Origin of the sequence: Acetobacter garciniae, assembly GCF_017377735.1 — a bacterium.
GTDB lineage: Bacteria > Pseudomonadota > Alphaproteobacteria > Acetobacterales > Acetobacteraceae > Acetobacter > Acetobacter garciniae.
Genome location: NZ_JAFVMH010000010.1, coordinates 61,322 through 81,290, shown reverse-complemented (window position 1 = coordinate 81,290; position 19,969 = coordinate 61,322). Strand labels below are relative to the sequence as shown.

Genomic DNA, 19,969 nt, shown 5'->3' with positions numbered 1-19,969 from the left:
TTCAAGGTTTTCATTTTCAGTCCTTGCGGTCGCACAGCTCCATCGCCCCGGCCAGGACCATGGTCCCGCGGGCGGCGTCTTCGGCTGTGCACCATTCTTCCGGATCGTGGCTGCGCCCGTCGCGACAGGGCACGAAGATCATCGCCATGGGGGCCAGCCGTGCGACGAAAGCGGCATCATGTCCTGCACCCGAGACCATGTGCCGGGTGCTGAAGCCCTGCGTTCGGGCCGCGGTCTCGACCAGTCCGGCCAGCGCCGGGTCACATGGTGTGGGAGAGGTGTCGGACTGGATTGCAAAGCGGCTGAGCGTCGTGCGGCTGGCCCGAGCCGCGTCCTCACTGGCGGTGCGGATGGCTGCAACCAGGTCTTCGGCAACCGCGCGCTCGGACACGCGGATATCGACAACCAGGCGTGCGGCGCGTGGGATCACGTTGGACGCACCGGGGGAGAGTTCCAGCACGCCGCAGGTCGCGGTCACATGCCCGCCCCCGGCACGCGCCAGGGCACTGGCCCGTTCGTGAACGAAGCCGATGATCGCGGCAGCCGGTACGGCGGCATCCCGCCGTAGGTCCATGGGCGTGGTGCCCGCATGATCGGCCCGGCCCGAAAAAACGATTTCCAGCCGGGTTACGCCTGCGATGGCATCCACCACGCCGATCTGGACCTGCTCGCTTTCCAGAACGATGCCCTGTTCGATATGCAGTTCGAAAAAAGCCCGGATATCGGTGCGGCGCGGCGTATCCAGCAGGCTGGCATTCCCCCCCATACGGGTCAGGGCTGCGGCCAGGTTTTCGTCCCACGGGGCGCGCAGGGCACGATGCTCCGCCGAAAGCGCGCCGGCCATGCCACGGCTGCCGATGCAGGACAGCCCGAAATCGCTGGGCTCCTCCGCCAGGAAATCGACAATTTCCAGGTCATGGCACAGGGAGATCCCGGCATCGTCGAAGGCGCGCGCGACTTCCAGTGCGGCCAGAACGCCAAGAATACCGTCGAAACGACCACCATCGGGCACCGTGTCGGAATGCGACCCGCTCATGATCGTGCCCCGCCCCGGTACCGTGCCCGCGCGGCGGCCGATCAGGTTCCCTGCCTCGTCCATGCGGGTGCTCAGCCCCGCCTGCTGGAAACGCGCGGCAAGCCATTCGCGACCTTCGAGAAAGCGCGGCGAAAAAGACCGCCGCGTATGGGGCCGGGCGGGATCGGTTATGGTCGCCAGCGTGTCGATATCGGCCTGGAGCCGGTCGGAGCGGACGTGCGATGCAACTGTCATGGCTGAGGACATTGCAGGGGGCGTTACAGGGGGCATGGCCGAAGTCATTGCAGGCCCGAAGGCTGCTCCGGGCAGATGAACCGCCCCGCACCCGGCGCGGCCAGGACGGTCTGCCCGTCGAAGACCTGTTGTCCCCGCAGCCATGTTCCGGCAATGCGCCAGTTCAGTTCGCGGCCAGCATAGGGGCTCCAGTCCGTAAGGACATTCTCGCTCTTGGCCGGGTCGTAACGCCAGGTTTCGCGCCGGGCTATGGTGATATCGGCATCCCGCCCCGGGGCAAGCCCGCCCTTGCCGGCACTCAGGCGGAACAGCCGGGCCGGATTATCCGCCAGCAGCCGCGCGGCATGGCTTGGCGAGAGGTTGCGCCGCGACAGCTCGGTCAGCAGCAGCGGGTACAGAACATCCAGCCCCGGTACGCCAGAGGCGTTCTTGAGCATGTTCGGGTCGGATTTGCGGGCCAGCGACCAGGACACATGATCGGTCGAGACAATGGTGACATTGCCCGCGGCCAGGTGGTTCCATATTCCTTCCACCTCCGCCCGGGGGCGCAGGGGCGGGTTGATCTTGGCGCGCCCACCCAGCCGGGCCACGTCGTTGTCCTCGTCCAGCACCAGGTAATGAATGCAGGCTTCGACCGTCGTATCGAAACCCTGCCGACGATACGCCTCGCACAGCGCATAGCCGCGTGCGACCGAGCAATGGACGACATGCGCCGAACAGCCCGTGGCGGCCCCTGTCTCGTAAATCTGGGCCATGGCGAGCGTTTCGGCCAGTGCGGGGCGGGACAGGCCATGGGCGCGCCAGTCGGTAATGCCCGAACGGGTCACCGCCTCGATCCGCGCGCGGACCATCTCGTCATCCTCGTTATGCACACCCGCGACCAGCCCTGTCTTTGCGACAGCCTCGAAACAGGCGGCCAGCAGGTCGGGCGGGATGCGGGGAAAACGCACGGGGTCCGTGCCGAAGGTCGAGAACTTGAACCCGCAGGCCCCGGCCCGCGCGATGTCGGGAATATGGCGCGCCCCGTCATCCGGCGCGATGGTGCCCCACAGCGCAAAATCGACCCGGGCCTGTTCACCGGCTTCGCGCGCCTTCTGGCGCAGGTTATCCGCCGTGCAGACCAGGAACCCGTCATCATAGGGCATGTCGGCAATGGTCGTGACCCCACCCGCTGCCGCCGCGCGCGTGCTCCACACAAAATCCTCCTGCCCCTTCTGCGAACGGGAATGGACCTGCGCGTCGATTGCGCCGGGCAGGATCAGGGCATCGCCATGATCCTCGACATGGCGGGCGGGGGGGGCATCCCCCTGGCCCAGCCTGCTGATACGGCCACCATCGACGGCGACCCAGCCATTCTCGATCACCGAACCGGCGGTGACGACACATCCTTTGAACAGCAGGTCATGCATAGGCATTCTCCTGAAACGACGGGGGCGGAAAAGCGAGTTCCGCAGACGCCGTAGTGGCAAGGCGGGTGGAAAAACGGGCCAGGACCTCTTCCGTCCCATGCACCGCATCGGACACGGCAATGGTATCGTCCAGAAGCGGCACATGGCGCTCAAGCTCGGCCAGCAGCGCGCCTGGGCTGCCGGTCGGCCGGGCATTGGACAGGTGAATGGCCTGTCGGGCGGCCATGGCTTCCAACGCCACAAGGGGGGACAGCAGGCTGGCCTGCAACCCCAGCGCGCGGGAGACGGAAGGCAGGTAGCTTGCCTCGTCCTCGAACCCGTTGGCGACCGGGATCTGATAAAGCGAGGCCGGGGTGGATTCGCGCAGGATCGAGGTCGTCAGGTCGGCGGCGAGCTTGGTCGCGGCCCCGAAGGCGACCTGCCGACCGGGGTCGAGCGTCAGGTTGCACGGCAGGCCGGACAGATCCTCCCGGCAGGACGCCAGGATACGCCCAAGCGTGCTGCGGGCGTAATGGCACAGCGCGATCACAAGCGCCTGCGCATCCAGCGCAAGGGCCAGCGGCAGGGACGCACCCGATGTCATGGCCCGCCCGCCGAACAGGATCGGGTTGTCATCCGCATGGGCGATGCTGTGGGCCAGCGTGACCTCGACACGGTCGAGTGCCGTAACCAGCGCCCCCGCGATCTGGGGCATGCAGCGAAAGCTCAGCGGGTCCTGCAGATTGCGGCGCGATGTCCAGTCCCCCGGGCGGGCAAGGCCCTGCAGGTACCGCGCGACACGGGCCTCGTTTTCCAGCCCGTCCAGGCGCGCGGTTTCCCACGGAACGGTGAACGCGCCAAAGCCTGCGGCCGCCAGGACAAAGACGTTCAGCAGCAGCGGAAGGCGGTGCCGCAGTTCGGCCGTTGCCAGCGCGACACCCGCCACCCCCAGCGCATTGCTGGACAGGACCGACATCACGTCCTTCGGGCCCGGCACCATGGGGCACAGCCCGAACCGCGCCAGCACGGTAGCAGACGGGAGTGCGGGCCCGCCATCGGCGCTGAAGGCCATGCCCTCGCCCAGCAGGGTGGCGCCGATATGGCTCATCAGCCCGACATCCGCACAGCCGATGGAACCGTATTCGGGCACGGCGGGCGTGATCCCGGCATTGAGCAGATCCGCAAGCGCCGTGGCCAGATAGAGGCTGGCCCCCGCATGCCCGGTCAGCAGCGTGTTCAGCCGTATCGCCATCGCGGCCCGCACCATGCGGCGGGGCAGGTAGGCCCCCGTGCCAAGCAGATGCGAGCGCAGGAGCCGAAGGGCATATTTCGGCCTGTCGTCATCGGCAACGCTGTTATCCTTGAAGGCGCCGACCATGCTGGTGGTGCCGTAAATGCCGTCCCCACGGGCCAGTGCCTCGTTCAGGGCGCGTTCGCCCGCATGCAGCCGGGCAATGCCATCCGCCCCCAGCACGACCCGCGCGCCATCGGCAATCGCTATCAACTGGGTCAGCGGCAGTGTTTCGCCGGTAAGGGAAATCGGGGTCACGACAGCGTTTCATCCTTTGTTGTCAGGGGTAGTCTCCCACCCTCGGGCAGCGGGGCCGTTATGCTTTTTTCTGCATCATCCATAGAATTTTCTGCAATCCGGGCCGCATGGGCGGGGCGGAAGGGGGGCGAAAGCAACGCCGCCAGGGCCAGAAGCCCCATGATCGCAACATAAATGGCGGCGCTGGGCACGCCGTGCCAGGCCACCCCAAGGCTTGCGAGCAATGCGGGGGCAAAACCCCCGAACAGCGAAACGGCGGCATTGTAGGACAGGGCAATTCCCGTTGCGCGGATATGGGCCGGGAACAGGCTGGCAATGCCAAGCGGGGCAGCCCCCACGAACAGCGCCACCAAACCGCACAGGCTGACGGCAACCGCAATCATCGTGGGTGTGCCATGATCGTATCGGAGCATGCCAAGAATGGGGGCCGGCAGGACGATCAACATCAGTGTGGCCAGCAGCAGCATGCGCTTTACCCCGATCCGGTCCGCCAGGGTCCCCGCCGTCAGCGACCCTGCGACGAGCGCGAGATTACCGATCAGGGATGCGACATAGCTGGCATAGGGTGTCACGCCGGTAAAACGCTGGGCGTAAAGCGGCAGATAGATGACCAGCGCATAAGGTGCTGCCCCCCAGAGCAGGGACAACCCAAACGCCGCCATGAAACGCCCGCCGTAATGAGTGGCCAGTTCACCCAAAATGGGGCCGCGACGGGTAGCGTTGCGGCGCCCTCGGGCATCGCCACGGCGCAGGATGATACCGAAGGGGATGATGGCCAGGCCGATGGCAAATGGCGCGCGCCAGCCCCATTGCGCCATCTGCGCATCCGTCAGCAGCGCGACCGTGCCTGCGGCAACAGCAGCGCCTAGCATGTTGGACAGGCCCATGGTGGCCTGCAGGAACGACCCCGCAAAGCCGGGCCGACCCTGGCCCGCGCGTTCGACAAGAAACGCGGCAGCGCCCCCGATCTCCCCCCCTGCTGAAATCCCCTGCAACAGGCGGGCAAGACACAGAATGAGAATGGACGCGCGCCCCGCTACCGCATAAGGCGGGTCGAACAGGATCAGCGCCGTGCCTGCCCCCATCAGCAGGCAGGTCAGCATCAGTGCGGGACCGCGCCCCCGCCGGTCCGCGAACTGCCCCAGCAGCAACGCGCCGAGCGGACGGGCAATGGCACCCAGGGCAAAGACCAGCAGGCTCTGCGCCAGTTGCGAAAGCGGGTCCGAAGGCGGCAGCAGCGCGCGGGCGATATAGGGCGCGAACAGGGCATAGACCGAAAAATCATACCATTCGAGCAGGTTACCGATACAGGCTGCAATAACCTGAACTTTTCCGATCTTGACCCCGGCCGTACGCGACATCGCCCAGCCGCCGGTCAGAAACTGGCACTGATGGTGCCGAAGAACTGGCGCGGCGCACCCATGAGGAAATAGTTATATCCCGTATTGGTAAAACTGTTCCCCAGTTCGTTCGTGGTCGCGATATAGGTCTTGTTGGTCAGGTTGTAGATATTGAAGCTGGCCGTCACCCCCTTGAGCGGACCCACCTTGCCGAACCGGTAGCGCGCCCCGAAATTCATCAGGAAATAACCGGGCACATGCAGATCGTTGGTATAGGTCAGTTCGCGGTGCGACAGGTAGCTGCCATCCACATGCGTTTCGAAATCGCCGATGGTGTAGGCAATGCTCCCCTTGTACATGAACTGCGGATAATTGGGCACCAGCTTGCCCCGGGTGGGCTCGATCCCGCCCGAGGTCGCGACATTCTGGTCATAGGTCGAATGGGCATAGGAGAACGAGTTGTAGATCGACAGCCCGTTGACCGGCCGCAGCGTGACACTGGCTTCCGCACCGTTGGTCGTCACCCCGCCCACATTCTGCACGGCGGTGATCGGGTTGATACCGGCATTGTTGGTGATCAACTGCAACCGGTTCGAAAAATTGATGCGATACAATGACGCCAGTGCGCTGATCAGCGGCGTGGTGTAGCGATACCCACCTTCATACACCCAGTCCGTTTCCGGCTTGAGGGAATTGCGGGTCGCCTGGAAAGAAGACTGCGAGGCCGTCCACGGAGTAGCCGACACATTGGTGCCGAACCCGTCCAGCGGGAACGAACGCATGTTGTGCGACACATCGAAGAACAGTTCGTTATGCGGCAGGAAACGCCAGTTGGCCGATACCTGCGGCAAAAAGGCGTTCGACGCTTCCAGGTGCCCCTGGGCGATCTGCGTTCCGTTGATCGCGGCATTCTGGGTGGGAACGGAATTGCCCGAATTCACGATCATGGATTTGAACCCGGCGTTGACGGTCAGGTTGTTCGTAACCTTGTAGGTGTCCTGCATATGAAACACGAAAGTGCGGGTCGAGAACGCCTCCTGCCAGGCCGTGGCGAAGACCTGGGCCGCGGGGAAGCCGGTCGTGGGGTTGCCCAGCGATCCCTGCCCCAGCAGGGGTGCTTGCGAGAAATAGCGGCCTTCGGTGAAATTGCCGTATTCGTACCATACACCGGCATTGACCGTATGACGCGCGACCTTCCATGTCAGCGCGGTCTGGAACCCGCCGCGCGTGACCCCGGGTGTCTGGATACGCTGGGACAGCGGCGCACCGTTGGGCGAAGGCATGTACGGCGTCGTCCAGGTGCTGTAGCCATTGTCGGAATGGGCGTAGAGCGTCGTTTTCCAGTTCAGGGACGAGGTCAGGTTTTCATCCAGCGTCAGCCCGCCCAGATAATCCACGCGGTTGGCGGTTCCGGCATAATAGGCGGCGTCGAACGGGTCGTTCGTCTTTGTCAGGGCGGCGGGATAGATCCCCTGTGCCGCGTTATACGCCGCCGTGTAGTTGGGATAATAGTTCGCAAGGTTGGGACCGACCGTGTGCAACCAGTTCTTGGTCATGTCCTGGTAGTCGAACTGCTGGATCGAACTCCAGTCGAAGAACAGCTTGAGCGAGGATTCGCGGGCCAGCGGCTGGACGAACTTGGCATTCACCTGATCGGAATGGTCATAGCCGCCCCCTTTCCACAGATTGCCGTTCAGGCGGGCATAGGCGACATAGAAGCGGGTGCCGCTGGCGTTCAGGTCACCGCTTTCGAAACGCGCATAGGTGCGCATGGTCGAATTGCTGCCGAAGGTCTGGGCCACCGTGCCGCCACGTTCATGCGAGGGATCGAGCGAATGGATCTGGATCGCACCACCCAGGTTGCTGGTCGAGGCCACGTCGATCGCACCCGCCCCCTGCGAGACATCGACACCCCCCACATCGTCCGAGATAATGGCCCGTGTCACGGCAAGGCCGTTATAGTTGTTGAACTGCTGGTCCCCCAGCGGAATATCGTCCAGCGTGAAGCCAAGCTGGGACTGGCTGAAGCCGCGCATGAACATCTGGCTGGAATATTCATAAGCGCCAAACGGATCGGCCGACTGGTACAGCACGCCCGGAAGCTGGCTGAGAACCTTCAGCGGCGACGTGCCGGGAACGCTCTGCTGCATCATGCCGCGTGTGACACTGGTCATCTGCCGGGTCGAGCCATGGCCGAAGATCGAGATCGCTTCCGTGCCGACGGCGGTGAGCGGCTTCGTGCCGGCCGGTCGTAGGCTGCCCGGTTGGGGGCTGCCCGGTCGGGCACCGGCCGCGGCATGGTCCGCCGCCGGAGTTTTCGGGGGCGGCACACTGGCCTGCACGGCTGCGGGTGCGTGCGCACTGGCATGTGCTGGGGCAGGCGTGCGGCGTGGCTCCGGCGTGGAGGACGCCGTGGCGGCATGAAGCTGGGGCGTGATCGCGAGGCCGCCGAGCACGGTCGAAAGCGCGAGAATCCGTCGTGATGTCATCGGGGTCATTCCTTGTTGCATCCTGTAACGCCTGAAAGGCGGGATGGCGGCGGGTCGTTCGGTATGGTGGCCTGCACGGCGGCGTCTTCCGGGCGCAGGCCAAGCTGGTAGATGACGCAAGCGCCCAGTCCGATGGCGCCCGCGGCAAGCATGGAGGGGGTGAAGCTGCCGAACCTGTCGGCCAGCACCCCGGTCAAGGCTGGCGCCATCGCTCCGCCGAGCGAGGCCCCGGTATTCTGGATCGCCTGCAGGGTCGCAACGCGATGTTCGGCCGCGATCACGGTGCCGAGCATCCAGCCGCAACTGATCGCAAGCCCGCCCGCGAACAGGGCGATCGCCATGAAAGCGACCAGGACGCCCAGCCCGACCTGCAAGGTGGTGAGCGCGGTCGCCACAGCCGCCACCAGCATGGACAGCACCAGCGGCGCGCGGCAGGCGTTCAGCGGCCCCACGCCCCTGGCGGCCAGATGGTCAACGACGAAACCACCCAGCACGCTGCCTGCGAAACCGCAGAACTGGGGCAGTGCCGACAGCAGGCCCGCCTGGTCGAGCGTCAGGTGGCGCGAGGTCTGAAGCCAGGCGGGCATCCACGTGGCGTAAAGCCAGGTCAGGTAGATCACCCCGGCATAGCCCGCCGTCAGCACCCAGCTTGAACGCTGGCGCAGCAGGTAGCCCAGATCGTCACGCAGCACCTGGGCGGCATCCCCTGCCACCGGGGCATCGGGCCGGGGCAGGGCTTCGCGCATTTCGGCGCTCAGCGGCAGGGCGGCGGGGTCGCGATAGAAACGGATCCACACGAAGGCCAGCACCAGACTGGCGGCCCCGATGGCAACCGACATGCCCCGCCAGCCCCAGAGCATCATGATCGCCAGCAGCAGCGGCGGGGCCATGGCGGGACCAAGGGCTGCGGAGCCATTGAAAAGGCCAAGCGGGCGCCCGCGTTCGTGCGGCCTGTACCACCGGACAAGTGCGCGGGTGCCCGACAGGAACAAGGGCGTTTCGCCCAGCCCCAGCCCGATACGTGCGACGAACAGGCCCGCAACGCTGTGCATCAGCCCGAAGGCCATCTGCGCGCAGGACCACAGGACCAGCCCCGCCCCCAGCAGAAAGCGGCTGTCGAACCGGTCGGCCAGCAGGCCCGTGGGGATCTGCCCGGCAAGATAGGCCCAGGCAAAGACCGACAGCAGCAGGCCCATCTGGGTGTTGGACATGTGCATTTCGGCCATTACGACCGTATTGCTGACCGACAGGGCCGCACGATCGATATAGCTGATGCAGCCCGCCGCCATCAGCAGAAGGACCGTGATCCGGCGACGGCGGCGCAAGGCAGCGGACAGGACGGGGGCCACATTGCTCATGCGACGGATTTCCGCCCCGCGGTGCCGGCTTCGGCCTGGATTTCCGCAAGGGCTGCGCGCAACCGGCTGATAATGGCCAGGTTGGGGTATTCCGTCTTCCAGATCAGCCGCGTGGTCATCCGGTAACGATCCGGCAGGGGAATGGCGTGGACCGCGTGGGAACGGAACGACCCGGCTGGCAGGATGGCGCAGCAGGTGCCGTCCTCGACCAGGCGCAGCATCAGCGACAGCGACTGGGTTTCAAAAATTCCACCCGGCGTGATCCCTTCCTGGTCCAGGTAACGATCCGTAACCCGCCTTAGCCCCGTACCCAGCGCAGGCACCGCCAGCAGGCACGACGCCAGCGTGATCCGTGGCGCCTGGTTCGGCGGCGGGCTGTGCGCGCGGCCGAATACGAGGAAAATCGCCGATTTTTCCAGCTCCGCGTTCTCCAGCCCCAGCGGAATGTCGATAATGTCGGACAGGCCGGCATCGAACCGGCCGTCCAGCAGGCCTTCCACGATCTGCGGTGCGGTGATGGTCGAAATCGTCAGCGGCGGCTGGTAGCGCCGATGGCGCCAGAGCCGGACCAGATTGGCCAGCAGGACGGTCAGCGAGCTGTCGCTGCTGGTGGGCATCATGGATGCCAGCCGCAGGGTTCTGAATTCGCGGAAATAGCTGAAGTTTTCATCGCGCATGATCTGGCGATGGGTCTGGTCCACCTGCTGGCAGCCCTGGCGCAGGGCCTCGGCCTGGGCCGTGGGCATGACGCCATGGGGGCTGCGCAGGAACAATGTGCGGCCCAGAATTGTCTCCAGCTTGCCGATCTGGCGTGAAAGCGTGGGCTGGGTCAGCGACAGGCGCTGTGCGGCCGCCGCAATGCGCCGGGTTTCGTAAACAGACAGAAAATAGCCGATCATGCGCAAGGTCAGGCCCGAACCCAGCAGGGTGCGCAGGCGCTGCGTGGGCAATGGGTCGGCCGTATCGCGTTCGGCCAGAACCATGCTGCCGCGGCTGTCATCGCCGATCAGGGCCAGGCACCAGCCCAGCAGGTGCAGGGCGGAGCGATAGAGGCTTTCGCCCTGCGCGGTGGTCACGGCCCGGCTGCCCCGACGGAGGGCGGAGCGCGAAAGAAGGGGGGTGGCCATGCTCTGTTCCAGGGCGGAGACGCTATGGCTGAGCGTGGAGGCGCTGACGCCAAGCAAGGGAGCCGCCGAAGCCGCCGAGCCTTCGTTGACCAGGCTCGTAAAATAGATCAGGGTCGGAAGTTCCATTTCACGATACCTTATGGTTATACATTATACTAACTATTTTACAGAGGTATTATACAATATTCCAAATATAACACTTTTGTATTTGTTGTTTGTAAAAATAGCGACTCTCAATCGTATTGAAGCATTATCGTAATGAGTCTGCAATTTCAAATAGCTCGCAGGCATGTTCTGTGCATAAAAAAGCATATCCGGGCTGAATAACGACTAAACGCGATGCCCGCGCGATAAGGCTTGCTCAAAACCGGGGGCGGATAGTCACCAGTACAGGCCGGAGCCGCCATTACCCGCGCCCTGTCAGCAGAACGACAGGGATGCGCCCCCCCCTGCCCTTTTCGAACATCGACACCTGGCCACTGGCAATGACCGCTGGCTGTGACCGCGGGCACCCAACCATCGGCATCGCTCCCCTCCAACGCCGGATCGGGCCGTATCGACTACCAACCGCGCGATGTTTTTTTGTAGCCCGATACCGCCAAGGCCAGATCCGTCGCGATCACGGAGCGTCGTCACTCAGGCCCTGTTTCATGGGAACGCCCCCGTCCAGCGCGTGTCCCGCTCTTGGGCGTGGTTACGCAGGCGTCATCCAGCACTCCTGGGGAGCATGGCCAGGGCAGTTCAAAACCTGCCGTTGGGGGGAAAGACAGCGCAGCAGGTGTCCCGCAAAGCGTTGCAGCCTGCCCTGTTCCCACGCCGTGCCGCGCGGTGCGTTATTTCTGGCAGTGTCGCAAATTGTCGCGAAAAACGCCGCAGCACCCAGGGGAACGCGGTACGGGAACGTGAAAACCGTTCACCATAACGCGCTGAATTTTTTGGTAAATATGGCGGAGAGGCAGGGATTCGAACCCTGGGTACAATTGCTTGCACAACGGTTTTCGAGACCGCCCCGTTCGACCGCTCCGGCACCTCTCCGACGGGTAGCGGGTTATAACCATGCTTTTGCAGAATACGCAAGTGCCTGGCGTGCGGGGTAATTCCTGTTGACTATGCGGGGCATCTGCCCTTAAAAGCCGCCCTTGATCCACAAAGATGGACGCATGTCGCCCAAAGGGTGACCAAAGAAGAAAAAGCGAGCGGATCATTCGCCTGCGCCCCGCGCGCCGCGAGGATCAAGAGATCGGAAAGAGAGAATTCATGTTCGCAGTTATCCGCACGGGCGGCAAGCAGTACCGGGTTGAGCCCAATATGGTGCTGAAGGTTGAGAAGCTGGAAGTCGAAGCCGGCGCAACCATTACCTTCGACGACGTTCTGGCCATCGGCGGCGAGAACGGCACCAAGATCGGCGCTCCCACCGTGGCTGGCGCAAAGGTGACGGCCACCGTCATCGCCCAGGACCGTCTCAAGAAGATCATCATCTTCAAGAAGCGCCGTCGGCAGAACAGCCGCCGCAAAAACGGCCACCGCCAGCCGGTTACCGTTCTGCGCATTCAGGACATCAACGCCGCCTGAACCCTTTGGGGGCAGGTTGGTCACGACCACGGAGGAGTTTAGGTCATGGCACAAAAGAAAGCTGGCGGTTCATCCCGTAACGGGCGCGACAGCGCCGGACGCCGCCTGGGTATCAAGAAATTCGGTGGCGAGCAGGTTCTGGCTGGCAACATCATCGTGCGCCAGCGCGGCACCAAGGTGAAGGCTGGCAGCAATGTCGGCGTTGGCCGCGACCACACGCTGTTCGCGCTGGTGCAGGGCAATGTCCGCTTCGAACGCCGCGGCGAAGGCCGCGTGCATGTTTCCGTCGAAGCACTGCCGCTGGCCGCCGAGTAAGCAGGCCAGACTTTCCGGCGCATGCAACGCGCATGCGACCGGAACGTAAAACAGGGCCGGGCCGGAAGGTTCGGCCCTTTTTCGCGTTGCGGGCCAGACGGAATGGCCCTTAGGTTACCCGAAGGTGCGGCATGAAATTTCTCGATCAGGCGAAAATCTACATCCGCTCGGGCGACGGCGGCGATGGCGTGACAGCCTTCCGCCGCGAAAAATATATTGAATTCGGCGGGCCGGACGGCGGCAATGGCGGCCGTGGCGGAGATATCATCTTCGAGGCGGTGCCCAATCTCAACACCCTGATCGATTTTCGCTACACCCAGCATTTCCGTGCCCGCAAGGGCGGAAATGGCGCGGGCTCCGACCGCACGGGGGCCGCGGCTTCGGCGGTGGTCATCCAGGTGCCCATCGGCACCCAGATCATGGATGATGACCGCGTGACCCTGCTGGCCGACCTGGACAAGGCGGGCATGCGCGTGACCCTGTGCCGGGGTGGCGATGGCGGCTACGGCAACGCGCATTACAAGACCAGCACCAACCGCGCCCCGCGCCGCTCCGACAAGGGCTGGCCGGGCGAGGAACGCTGGGTGTGGCTGCGGCTGAAGCTGATTGCCGATGTCGGGCTGGTGGGCCTGCCCAATGCCGGCAAGTCCACCTTCCTGTCCGTGGTCTCCGCCGCGCGGCCTAAAATTGCCGATTACCCCTTTACCACACTGCACCCCCAGCTTGGCGTTGTCCGCCTGTCCATGACCGAGGAATTCGTGGTGGCGGATATTCCCGGGCTGATCGAAGGCGCGCATGAAGGCACGGGGCTGGGCGACCGCTTTTTGGGCCATGTCGAACGCTGTGCCCTGCTACTGCACCTGATCGACGGTGCTGCGGGGGATGTGGTGGCGGCATGGCGTACCATTCGGCACGAACTGGCGGCCTATGGCGGCGGCCTTGCCGAAAAGCCCGAAATCATCGCCCTGAACAAGAACGACGCCATGACCGCGCGAGAGGCCTCGGCCCGGCGCGTGGCACTGGAAAAAGCCAGCGGCGCACCCGTTCTGCTGGTTTCCGCCGCAACACGGCAGGGTATTCCCGAACTGTTGCGCATCATCCAGGACCAGGTCACACAGGCCAAGCGGGACGCACAGGATGCAGCGCCACCCGCCACGGATACGTGGGACACGGATTTCACCGATACGGACAATTAGGATACGAATACGGCACGGAAGGTACAGCACAGGGAAAGCCCAGGGGACCGGCCCGCTTGAACGGCGGCCCTGTCGCCATCCGGCATAGCCCTGCCCCCCTTCCCTGCCCAGAGGGATTGAACCATGAGTAAGCCCCCCGCCATCCCCTGCCTTGCCCACGCCCGGCGGGTGGTTGTCAAGATCGGCAGCGCACTGGTGGTGGACCCGCAGCAGGCAGCACCCCGGCAGGCCTGGCTGGCCAGCATCGCCCAGGATATTGCAGCCCTGCGCAGGCAGGGAACCCTGGTTACGGTCGTATCCTCCGGGGCCATTGCCCTGGCGCGCCACAGCCTGGGGCTGACGGGGGGCCCGCTGCGCCTGGCCGAAAAGCAGGCCGCTGCCGCCGTGGGGCAGATCCGCCTTGCCCAGGCGTGGAGCAATGTCCTGTCCGAACAGGGGCTGACAGCGGCCCAGCTTCTGCTCACCCCCGACGACACGGAAGATCGCCGCCGTTACCTGAACGCGCGTGCAACGCTGAACACGCTGCTGGAACTGGGCTGCGTTCCGGTGATCAACGAGAACGACACCATTGCCACCGCCGAAATCCGCTTTGGCGACAATGACCGCCTGGCCGCCCGTGTCGCGCAGATGACCGAGGCCGACCAGCTTGTGCTGCTTTCCGATATCGACGGGCTGTACACGGCGGACCCCCGCAGCAACCCGGACGCACGGCACCTGCCGGTTATCGAGACCCTGACCCCCGAGATCGAAGCCATGGGCGGCGAACCCCCGCCGGGTTATTCCTCGGGCGGGATGCGCACCAAGCTGCTGGCCGCCGGTATTGCCACCCGTTCGGGCTGCGCCATGGCCATTGCCATCGGCAATACGCTTCACCCGCTGCGCGCGCTCATGGATGGGGCGCGCTGTTCGTGGTTCCTGCCCCAGCCCCAGCCCCACACCGCGCGCAAGCAGTGGATTGCGGGCAGCCTGAACCCGGCGGGGGAGATCATGGTCGATCAGGGTGCGGCCCACGCGCTGCGGCATGGCGGTTCGTTGCTGCCGGCAGGGGTGCTGGACGTGCGGGGCACGTTCGCCCAGGGCGAACTGGTCGAGGTCGTGGATATGACAGGCCATGTGCTGGCCCACGGCCTGGCCGCCTACGACGCGCAGGACGCCCGGCGCATTGCCGGACACCGTTCAACGGAGGTCGCCGGAATCCTTGGCCGCGCAGGGCGGGACGAGATCATTCACCGCGATGATCTGGTGATGCTGTAGGCGGCCATTTCAGCACAGGTTCAACCCGGCTTTTTTCCTCATCCGCCCGGCTGGCGGCAAACGGACCGCCCAGGGGTGCGCCCATGGCCGGGCCGGAAGTGCCCGAAAGCCTGCCATCCGCCAGTTGATCGCGGGAAAAATCGGGCCGGTAGGGTGGCTGGTTGGCATCGGGCGCACGCTGGCGGCGCATGATTTCCTCCCCCGTCTCAGGCCGTTCGGGCTCGACCTCATGCCAAGGCATGCGCCTTACGGGCGGGGGCACGTAGGCCTGCGCCTGCGGTTCGGGCGGCAGGCCGGGGCGCGCGTCATACGCATCGGACACGCGCGGGGCCCGTAATTCGGGAAAAACCGGCACCTCACGCGGGGGAAGGGCCGGGGCCTGATCCCTGGCGGGTGCTTCGACGGCTGCTGGTCTTGCGGGGGCGGGCGGGCGCACTTCCTCCACCAGCGGAACAAAACCCATGCCCCCGCGCTCAGCCGGGGTGGTGGGCGCGGCACCCGGCACGTCGGCCCGGGCCGGAGCATCACCCCGCAGCACGTGCGAGCGCAGTTCGGCCTGAAGCTCCTCGATCTGGAAAGACAGTTCCGCCAGCCTGCCTTTCACGCCGAAAACGGCGAAAGGCATCATCAGGAACGCAAGGCCGAACACAACCCCGCACGCCAGCACAAGAAGCTGGCCCCACAGGGGCATCCAGTCCGGAAAGGACAATGACATCATGGCAAACCGACCTGAACCTGCCTGCTATTGCATGCCCGAATCCGGCACACCCCAAACTTACATGCCCAGCGCGCGGCGATAGATGTCGAGCAGCGTTTCCTGCTCTTCCACCTCGGCGGGTTCCTGCTTGCGAATGCGAATGATCTGGCGAATGACCTTTACATCAAAACCGGCGGATTTCGCCTCTGTAAAAATGTCTTTAATGTCGCCCGCCAACGCCTTGCGCTCTTCTTCCAGGCGTTCGACGCGTTCGATAATGCTTCTCAGCCGGTCAGCGGCGATACCGCCCACACTTGCATCTTCCTCACCGGAGAAATGTTCACCATCCATGGCCAGCCAACCTCTTTCGCACAATACCTGAATTTTCGCAGCGCCCGGGCACGCCTGCCCGGCACCCCATACCGAAGGCGCGGACTTATCGCGCCGGGCGCATGCGGTCAATGTTCCCATACATGCCCGCCCTTGCAAACATGCGATGGCTCTCCCATAACCTCAGCAGCATTGCCGGACACGTCTTGTGCACCGCAATCCCGTCTTTTTCACGGCAGGCCCGACGCGACGGGCAGTGCGCCGGCCCCGCACCTGGAACCCCCACCATGGCTCATGTTCATCGCACCGGAGCGTTCGACTTCATTATTTTTGGCGCGACCGGCGACCTGACCCGCCGCAAGCTCCTGCCCGCCTTCCTGCGCCGCTTCCTCGCGCGCGAATTCGGGGCGGAAGCGCGGATCATCTGCGTGGCCCGCACCGCCCATAGCACCGACGAATTTCGCGAGCATGTCCAGCAGGACCTGCGCGAATTCGCCCCCGATGTCGCGCGGGACGAAGACAAGCTGCGCGAATTCCTGGGGCTGCTGACCTATGTGGCGCTGGACGCCACCCAGGCGGATGCGGACTGGCAGGCCATAAAGGCCGCCCTGCCCGACCCCGAACGCACGCGGGTGTTCTACCTGGCGACCGGGCCTTCGCTTTACGCCTCGGTCTGCGAAGCGCTGTCCGCCCACGGGCTGATTACCCAGCATTCGCGCGTGGTGCTGGAAAAACCCATCGGCACCAGCCTTGCGACCGCGCGCGCCGTGAACGAAGGGGTGGGGCGTTTCTTCCCGGAGGAGGCGATCTACCGGATCGACCATTACCTGGGCAAGGAAGGTGTGCAGAACATCCTGGCCCTGCGCTTCGCCAACCCTGCGCTGGAAAAACTCTGGTCGTCAGAGGCGATCGAGCATGTGCAGATCACGGCGGCGGAAACCGTGGGTGTGGGCAGTCGCGGCCCCTATTATGACGAGGCCGGAGCCCTGCGCGACATGGTGCAGAACCATCTTTTGCAGGTGCTGTGCATGGTGGCCATGGATGCCCCGGCATCGCTCCGCGCCGATGACCTGCGCAATGAAAAGCTCAAGGTGCTCAACGCCCTGCGGCCCATGACCCCGGACATGGTGCGCCAGAACGTCATTCGCGGGCAGTATACGGCAGGGCGGCTGAAGGGCGAGGAAGTGCCGGGCTACACCCAGGACCTGGCCACCAAGCACACCAGCAGCACGGAAACCTTTGTCGCCATCCGCACCAAGATCCGCACCGCGCGCTGGGGCAACACGCCCTTCTACCTGCGCACCGGCAAGCGCCTGGCCACCAAGACGACCGAAATCGTCTTGCAGTTCCGCCCGCAGGCCTGGCCGATCTTTACCAACATGCCTTCACCCGGGCGGCTGGTGATCCGCATCGCCCCGCATGAGGAACTCTCCTTCGTCATGGCGGTGCGCGACCCGGGGGCGGGTGGGCTGCGCGTGCGCAACGCCACGCTGAACATGTCCTACGAACATACATTCTCCATCGCCTATCAGGATTCCTACGAACGCCTTTTGCTGGACGCCGTGCGGGGCGACCCCGCGCTGTTCATCCGCCGCGACGAGGTCGATGCGTCATGGCGGTGGGTGGAACCGATCCTGGATACCTGGCAGCAGGGACTGACCCCGCTTGAACCCTACCCCGCCGGAAGCTGGGGCCCGGCTTCGGCCCGCGCCCTGCTGGCGCGTGACGGCGCCCTGTGGCATGAGGACATGCTGACATGACGAATACCCCACCCCCCAAGCCCTTCCGCCTGCCCGGCGGCCCGCTGACCAAGCGCACGCTGCGCCAGCATGTGCTGCGCCGGCTGGCGCTGGTGCTGCCGCTGTCGCTGCTGATGATCGTGCTGGCCAAAAGCGGCTTCATGGACACGATGGTGGACCGCTACACGTTCACATCCTCAAGCTGGTACGACGACACGGCCCTTGTGCGGCACCTGCGCCTGCTGGTGACACGCAACGGCATGACGCATGACAAGCCGGACTGCCTGCTGTTCGTGGTCAACGGCAACGACCCGCCGACGGGATCGCGCATCGATGTCATGGAAAAACATAACGGCACCTGCCCGGGCCCCAAGGGTGAACTGCCCCGGCTGTTTACCCTGCGCGTGGACCGGATGAGCCGCGTTATCCTGTCCGACCAGAACTCTCCGGGCGATTTCCACCCCCTGCCCTGACGCCGACGCGTTCCGCGGCACGTTCCAATAAAGCAACCCGGCAGGGCTAGGCACGCACTGCCTTACGCCTGTGCGTGAAACGCCTTGCGCAGCGCCCTGCCCCCCAGCCTGAGCGCTGCCTTGCCATGGGGCATGAAGGCGTAGAAATTCAGGAACGCATGCAGGGCCCCGGGGTAGCACCGGTATAGTACGCGCACGCCCGCGTGCCGCAGGGCCTGGGCGTAAAAAGCGCCCTCGTCACGCAGCGGGTCGCATTGCGCGGTCACGATCACCGCGGGGGGCAGGCCCGTCAGATCGTTCATGCCCGGAACAAAGCGCGGGTCGTCCCAGTGCTGCTCATCCTGGATATATTGCGCGCCATACCACGCCATAGACCGGCGGGAGAGAAAATAGCCCCGCGCATAGGTCTGGTGGGAGGGGAATTCCTGCCGTCCATACAAAGTCGGGTAATAGAGCAGTTGCAGGGCAGGCATGGGCCCGCGCCCCGCCACCCCGTCCTGCGCCAGCACGGCGGCCAGGTTGCCGCCCGCACTATCACCCGCCACACCCACGCCGCCATCCCAATACCGGGCCGAAAGGGCGGCCAGCCACGCCAGGGCGGCGCGTGCATCCTCCACCGCGGCGGGAAAAGGATGTTCGGGGGCAAGGCGATAATCGGGCAGGAGTACTGCCGCCCCCGACACACGCGCCAGGCGGCAGCAGATCCCGTGGTGGGAATTCAGCCCGCAATGCACGAACCCGCCGCCGTGCAGGTACAGCACCGCCCCGCGCACCCGGCCATGGGGCAGGAATAACCTGGCCGGCATGGGCCCCGCCGGCCCCGGCACGAACAGCGAGATCACCCTGCGCAAGGGCAGCGACGACAGCGCACAGGGAAAGGACGGCGTATCCATGGCCTTGCGCAGATGGCGCAGAAAATGCTCCTGCACCTGTTCGGGCGCGGGATGGGGCGCGACAGGCGCGGGAGCGTGGGCAGCCTTCCTGCGCCGCCTGTCCTCCTGCCATCTGAGCCAGCGCAGCAACAGGCGGGACGCGAAATTGGGCCGCGCGGGGGCGGGTGTCGGACAGGCCCCATTGGGTGCGAAAGAGTGGGACTGGCCAAGGGCTACGCTGGCGGCTGCATTGGAGGCCGCATTGGCGTGCGTGGAAAAAATGCCCGATGCGGCCACGGGGGCCACCTCAGGCACATCCCCCTGCACGGCACCCAGCACATCGCCGGACAGATCAGCCGGCACGCCCCCTTCGGCCCCGTTCGCAGGTGCTTGCGTGGGCGCATGCGGTACAGCACCGGCGCAAGCGCTGCGCGAAGCGGGTTGCGGGACGGGGTTCATGTTCAGGGGCTGCGAAACATCTGACATGAAGCCAATGTAACCATTTTTTTTGCGGCGGTCATGCATGCAGGTGCCCGCCAGCCCTTGACCTGCCGCCCCAGCCGCCGCAGGGTGCGCGGGCCAGACGGTCGGACGGTCGCTGTTGCGCATTTATGGTGCGTGATGGAGGAAAGTCCGGGCTCCACGGGAGAACGGTGCCGGCTAACGGCCGGCGAGGGTGACCTTAGGGAAAGTGCCACAGAAAACAGACCGCCTTCCGGGCCCGCCCCGTGGGAAACCATGGGACGGGCTGAAGGTAAGGGTGAAACGGTGTGGTAAGAGCACACCGCTCCGCTGGCAACAGGGGAGGCATGGTAAACCCCACCGGGAGCAAGACCGAATAGGAACGGCCGAAGTCCTTGTGGCTTCAGGGGTTCTCCCGCCCCGTCGTTCGGGTTGGTCGCGTGAGGCCTGTTGCAAGACAGGTCCCAGAGGAATGATCGTCCAGGCCTTGCTTGCAAGGCCAGACAGAACCCGGCTTACAGACCGTCTGGCATTTTAA

General features: G+C 64.9%; 16 protein-coding genes, 1 tRNA gene and 1 other RNA gene. 7 read left to right on the top strand and 11 right to left on the bottom strand.

What is annotated here, in order from left to right:
• Positions 1-16: 16 nt before the first annotated feature.
• The 8 genes from J2D77_RS14970 to J2D77_RS14935 all read right to left on the bottom strand — a co-directional run bounded on the left by J2D77_RS14970 (position 17) and on the right by J2D77_RS14935 (position 11,556).
• On the bottom strand, positions 17-1,270 hold the full coding sequence (locus J2D77_RS14970) for a Zn-dependent hydrolase (protein WP_207847147.1): 1,254 nt from the start codon (positions 1,268-1,270) through the stop codon (positions 17-19).
• Positions 1,271-1,314: 44 nt separating this feature from the next.
• A complete protein-coding gene (locus tag J2D77_RS14965; RefSeq protein WP_207847146.1) occupies positions 1,315-2,679 on the bottom strand; it encodes a dihydroorotase in 1,365 nt (454 codons plus the stop codon).
• The gene (locus J2D77_RS14960) at positions 2,672-4,207 is read right to left on the bottom strand and encodes an aromatic amino acid lyase (RefSeq protein WP_207847144.1); all 1,536 of its coding nucleotides are present in this window, start codon (positions 4,205-4,207) and stop codon (positions 2,672-2,674) included. Before J2D77_RS14960 ends, J2D77_RS14965 begins: the two co-directional genes overlap by 8 nt.
• Positions 4,204-5,568: an MFS transporter gene (locus J2D77_RS14955; RefSeq protein ID WP_207847142.1), complete on the bottom strand. Its 1,365-nt coding sequence runs from the start codon at positions 5,566-5,568 to the stop codon at positions 4,204-4,206. Before J2D77_RS14955 ends, J2D77_RS14960 begins: the two co-directional genes overlap by 4 nt.
• 14 nt (positions 5,569-5,582) lie before the next feature.
• Positions 5,583-8,036, bottom strand: a complete 2,454-nt coding sequence (locus J2D77_RS14950) for a TonB-dependent receptor (RefSeq protein ID WP_207847141.1) — start codon at positions 8,034-8,036, stop codon at positions 5,583-5,585.
• A 5-nt stretch (positions 8,037-8,041) separates the two neighbouring features.
• Positions 8,042-9,394 carry an MFS transporter gene (locus J2D77_RS14945; protein ID WP_207847139.1) on the bottom strand — a complete coding sequence of 451 codons (1,353 nt, stop codon included), beginning with the start codon at positions 9,392-9,394 and terminating at the stop codon, positions 8,042-8,044.
• The gene (locus tag J2D77_RS14940) at positions 9,391-10,647 is read right to left on the bottom strand and encodes a LysR family transcriptional regulator (protein ID WP_207847137.1); all 1,257 of its coding nucleotides are present in this window, start codon (positions 10,645-10,647) and stop codon (positions 9,391-9,393) included. Before J2D77_RS14940 ends, J2D77_RS14945 begins: the two co-directional genes overlap by 4 nt.
• Before the next feature lie 819 nt (positions 10,648-11,466).
• A tRNA-Ser gene (locus J2D77_RS14935) sits at positions 11,467-11,556 on the bottom strand.
• 222 nt (positions 11,557-11,778) lie between these two features.
• On the opposite strand from J2D77_RS14935, the gene rplU reads away from it, so the two are divergent.
• From rplU to proB, 4 genes are all read left to right on the top strand, one after another.
• On the top strand, positions 11,779-12,093 hold the full coding sequence (gene rplU / locus J2D77_RS14930) for a 50S ribosomal protein L21 (RefSeq protein WP_207847184.1): 315 nt from the start codon (positions 11,779-11,781) through the stop codon (positions 12,091-12,093).
• Between the two features lie 45 nt (positions 12,094-12,138).
• Positions 12,139-12,408 carry a 50S ribosomal protein L27 gene (gene rpmA / locus J2D77_RS14925; RefSeq protein ID WP_207847135.1) on the top strand — a complete coding sequence of 90 codons (270 nt, stop codon included), beginning with the start codon at positions 12,139-12,141 and terminating at the stop codon, positions 12,406-12,408.
• A 131-nt stretch (positions 12,409-12,539) separates the two neighbouring features.
• The gene (gene obgE, locus J2D77_RS14920) at positions 12,540-13,604 is read left to right on the top strand and encodes a GTPase ObgE (RefSeq protein WP_207847134.1); all 1,065 of its coding nucleotides are present in this window, start codon (positions 12,540-12,542) and stop codon (positions 13,602-13,604) included.
• A 123-nt stretch (positions 13,605-13,727) separates the two neighbouring features.
• A complete protein-coding gene (gene proB, locus J2D77_RS14915) occupies positions 13,728-14,858 on the top strand; it encodes a glutamate 5-kinase (protein ID WP_207847133.1) in 1,131 nt (376 codons plus the stop codon).
• Here the strand turns inward: proB and J2D77_RS14910 are convergent.
• On the bottom strand, positions 14,827-15,576 hold the full coding sequence (locus J2D77_RS14910) for a hypothetical protein (RefSeq protein WP_230975852.1): 750 nt from the start codon (positions 15,574-15,576) through the stop codon (positions 14,827-14,829). The two genes, proB and J2D77_RS14910, sit on opposite strands and share 32 nt — an antisense overlap.
• A gap of 57 nt (positions 15,577-15,633) precedes the next feature.
• Positions 15,634-15,906, bottom strand: coding sequence for a DUF2312 domain-containing protein (locus J2D77_RS14905; protein ID WP_207847181.1), 273 nt, complete (start codon positions 15,904-15,906; stop codon positions 15,634-15,636).
• Between the two features lie 266 nt (positions 15,907-16,172).
• Between J2D77_RS14905 and zwf the strand changes: the two genes are divergently transcribed.
• Positions 16,173-17,645 carry a glucose-6-phosphate dehydrogenase gene (gene zwf / locus J2D77_RS14900; RefSeq protein WP_207847132.1) on the top strand — a complete coding sequence of 491 codons (1,473 nt, stop codon included), beginning with the start codon at positions 16,173-16,175 and terminating at the stop codon, positions 17,643-17,645.
• Positions 17,642-18,097 carry a hypothetical protein gene (locus J2D77_RS14895; protein ID WP_207847131.1) on the top strand — a complete coding sequence of 152 codons (456 nt, stop codon included), beginning with the start codon at positions 17,642-17,644 and terminating at the stop codon, positions 18,095-18,097. The genes zwf and J2D77_RS14895 overlap by 4 nt, the downstream gene beginning before the upstream one ends.
• A gap of 62 nt (positions 18,098-18,159) precedes the next feature.
• Here J2D77_RS14895 and J2D77_RS14890 read toward each other — a convergent pair whose 3' ends face one another.
• Entirely contained in the window at positions 18,160-19,026 is an 867-nt protein-coding gene (locus tag J2D77_RS14890; RefSeq protein ID WP_407927110.1) for an alpha/beta hydrolase, read from the bottom strand.
• 522 nt (positions 19,027-19,548) lie between these two features.
• Between J2D77_RS14890 and rnpB the strand changes: the two genes are divergently transcribed.
• Positions 19,549-19,965: RNase P RNA component class A (gene rnpB, locus J2D77_RS14885), an RNA gene on the top strand.
• Positions 19,966-19,969: the final 4 nt, after the last annotated feature.

Coding starts and splice junctions, on each gene's coding strand:
- J2D77_RS14970 (WP_207847147.1), bottom strand. CDS start 1,270: ATGACAGTTGCATCGCACGTCCGCTCCGACCGGCTCCAGGCCGATATC.
- J2D77_RS14965 (WP_207847146.1), bottom strand. CDS start 2,679: ATGCATGACCTGCTGTTCAAAGGATGTGTCGTCACCGCCGGTTCGGTG.
- J2D77_RS14955 (WP_207847142.1), bottom strand. CDS start 5,568: ATGTCGCGTACGGCCGGGGTCAAGATCGGAAAAGTTCAGGTTATTGCA.
- J2D77_RS14950 (WP_207847141.1), bottom strand. CDS start 8,036: ATGACATCACGACGGATTCTCGCGCTTTCGACCGTGCTCGGCGGCCTC.
- J2D77_RS14945 (WP_207847139.1), bottom strand. CDS start 9,394: ATGAGCAATGTGGCCCCCGTCCTGTCCGCTGCCTTGCGCCGCCGTCGC.
- J2D77_RS14940 (WP_207847137.1), bottom strand. CDS start 10,647: ATGGAACTTCCGACCCTGATCTATTTTACGAGCCTGGTCAACGAAGGC.
- rplU (WP_207847184.1), top strand. CDS start 11,779: ATGTTCGCAGTTATCCGCACGGGCGGCAAGCAGTACCGGGTTGAGCCC.
- rpmA (WP_207847135.1), top strand. CDS start 12,139: ATGGCACAAAAGAAAGCTGGCGGTTCATCCCGTAACGGGCGCGACAGC.
- obgE (WP_207847134.1), top strand. CDS start 12,540: ATGAAATTTCTCGATCAGGCGAAAATCTACATCCGCTCGGGCGACGGC.
- proB (WP_207847133.1), top strand. CDS start 13,728: ATGAGTAAGCCCCCCGCCATCCCCTGCCTTGCCCACGCCCGGCGGGTG.
- J2D77_RS14910 (WP_230975852.1), bottom strand. CDS start 15,576: ATGATGTCATTGTCCTTTCCGGACTGGATGCCCCTGTGGGGCCAGCTT.
- J2D77_RS14905 (WP_207847181.1), bottom strand. CDS start 15,906: ATGGATGGTGAACATTTCTCCGGTGAGGAAGATGCAAGTGTGGGCGGT.
- zwf (WP_207847132.1), top strand. CDS start 16,173: ATGGCTCATGTTCATCGCACCGGAGCGTTCGACTTCATTATTTTTGGC.
- J2D77_RS14895 (WP_207847131.1), top strand. CDS start 17,642: ATGACGAATACCCCACCCCCCAAGCCCTTCCGCCTGCCCGGCGGCCCG.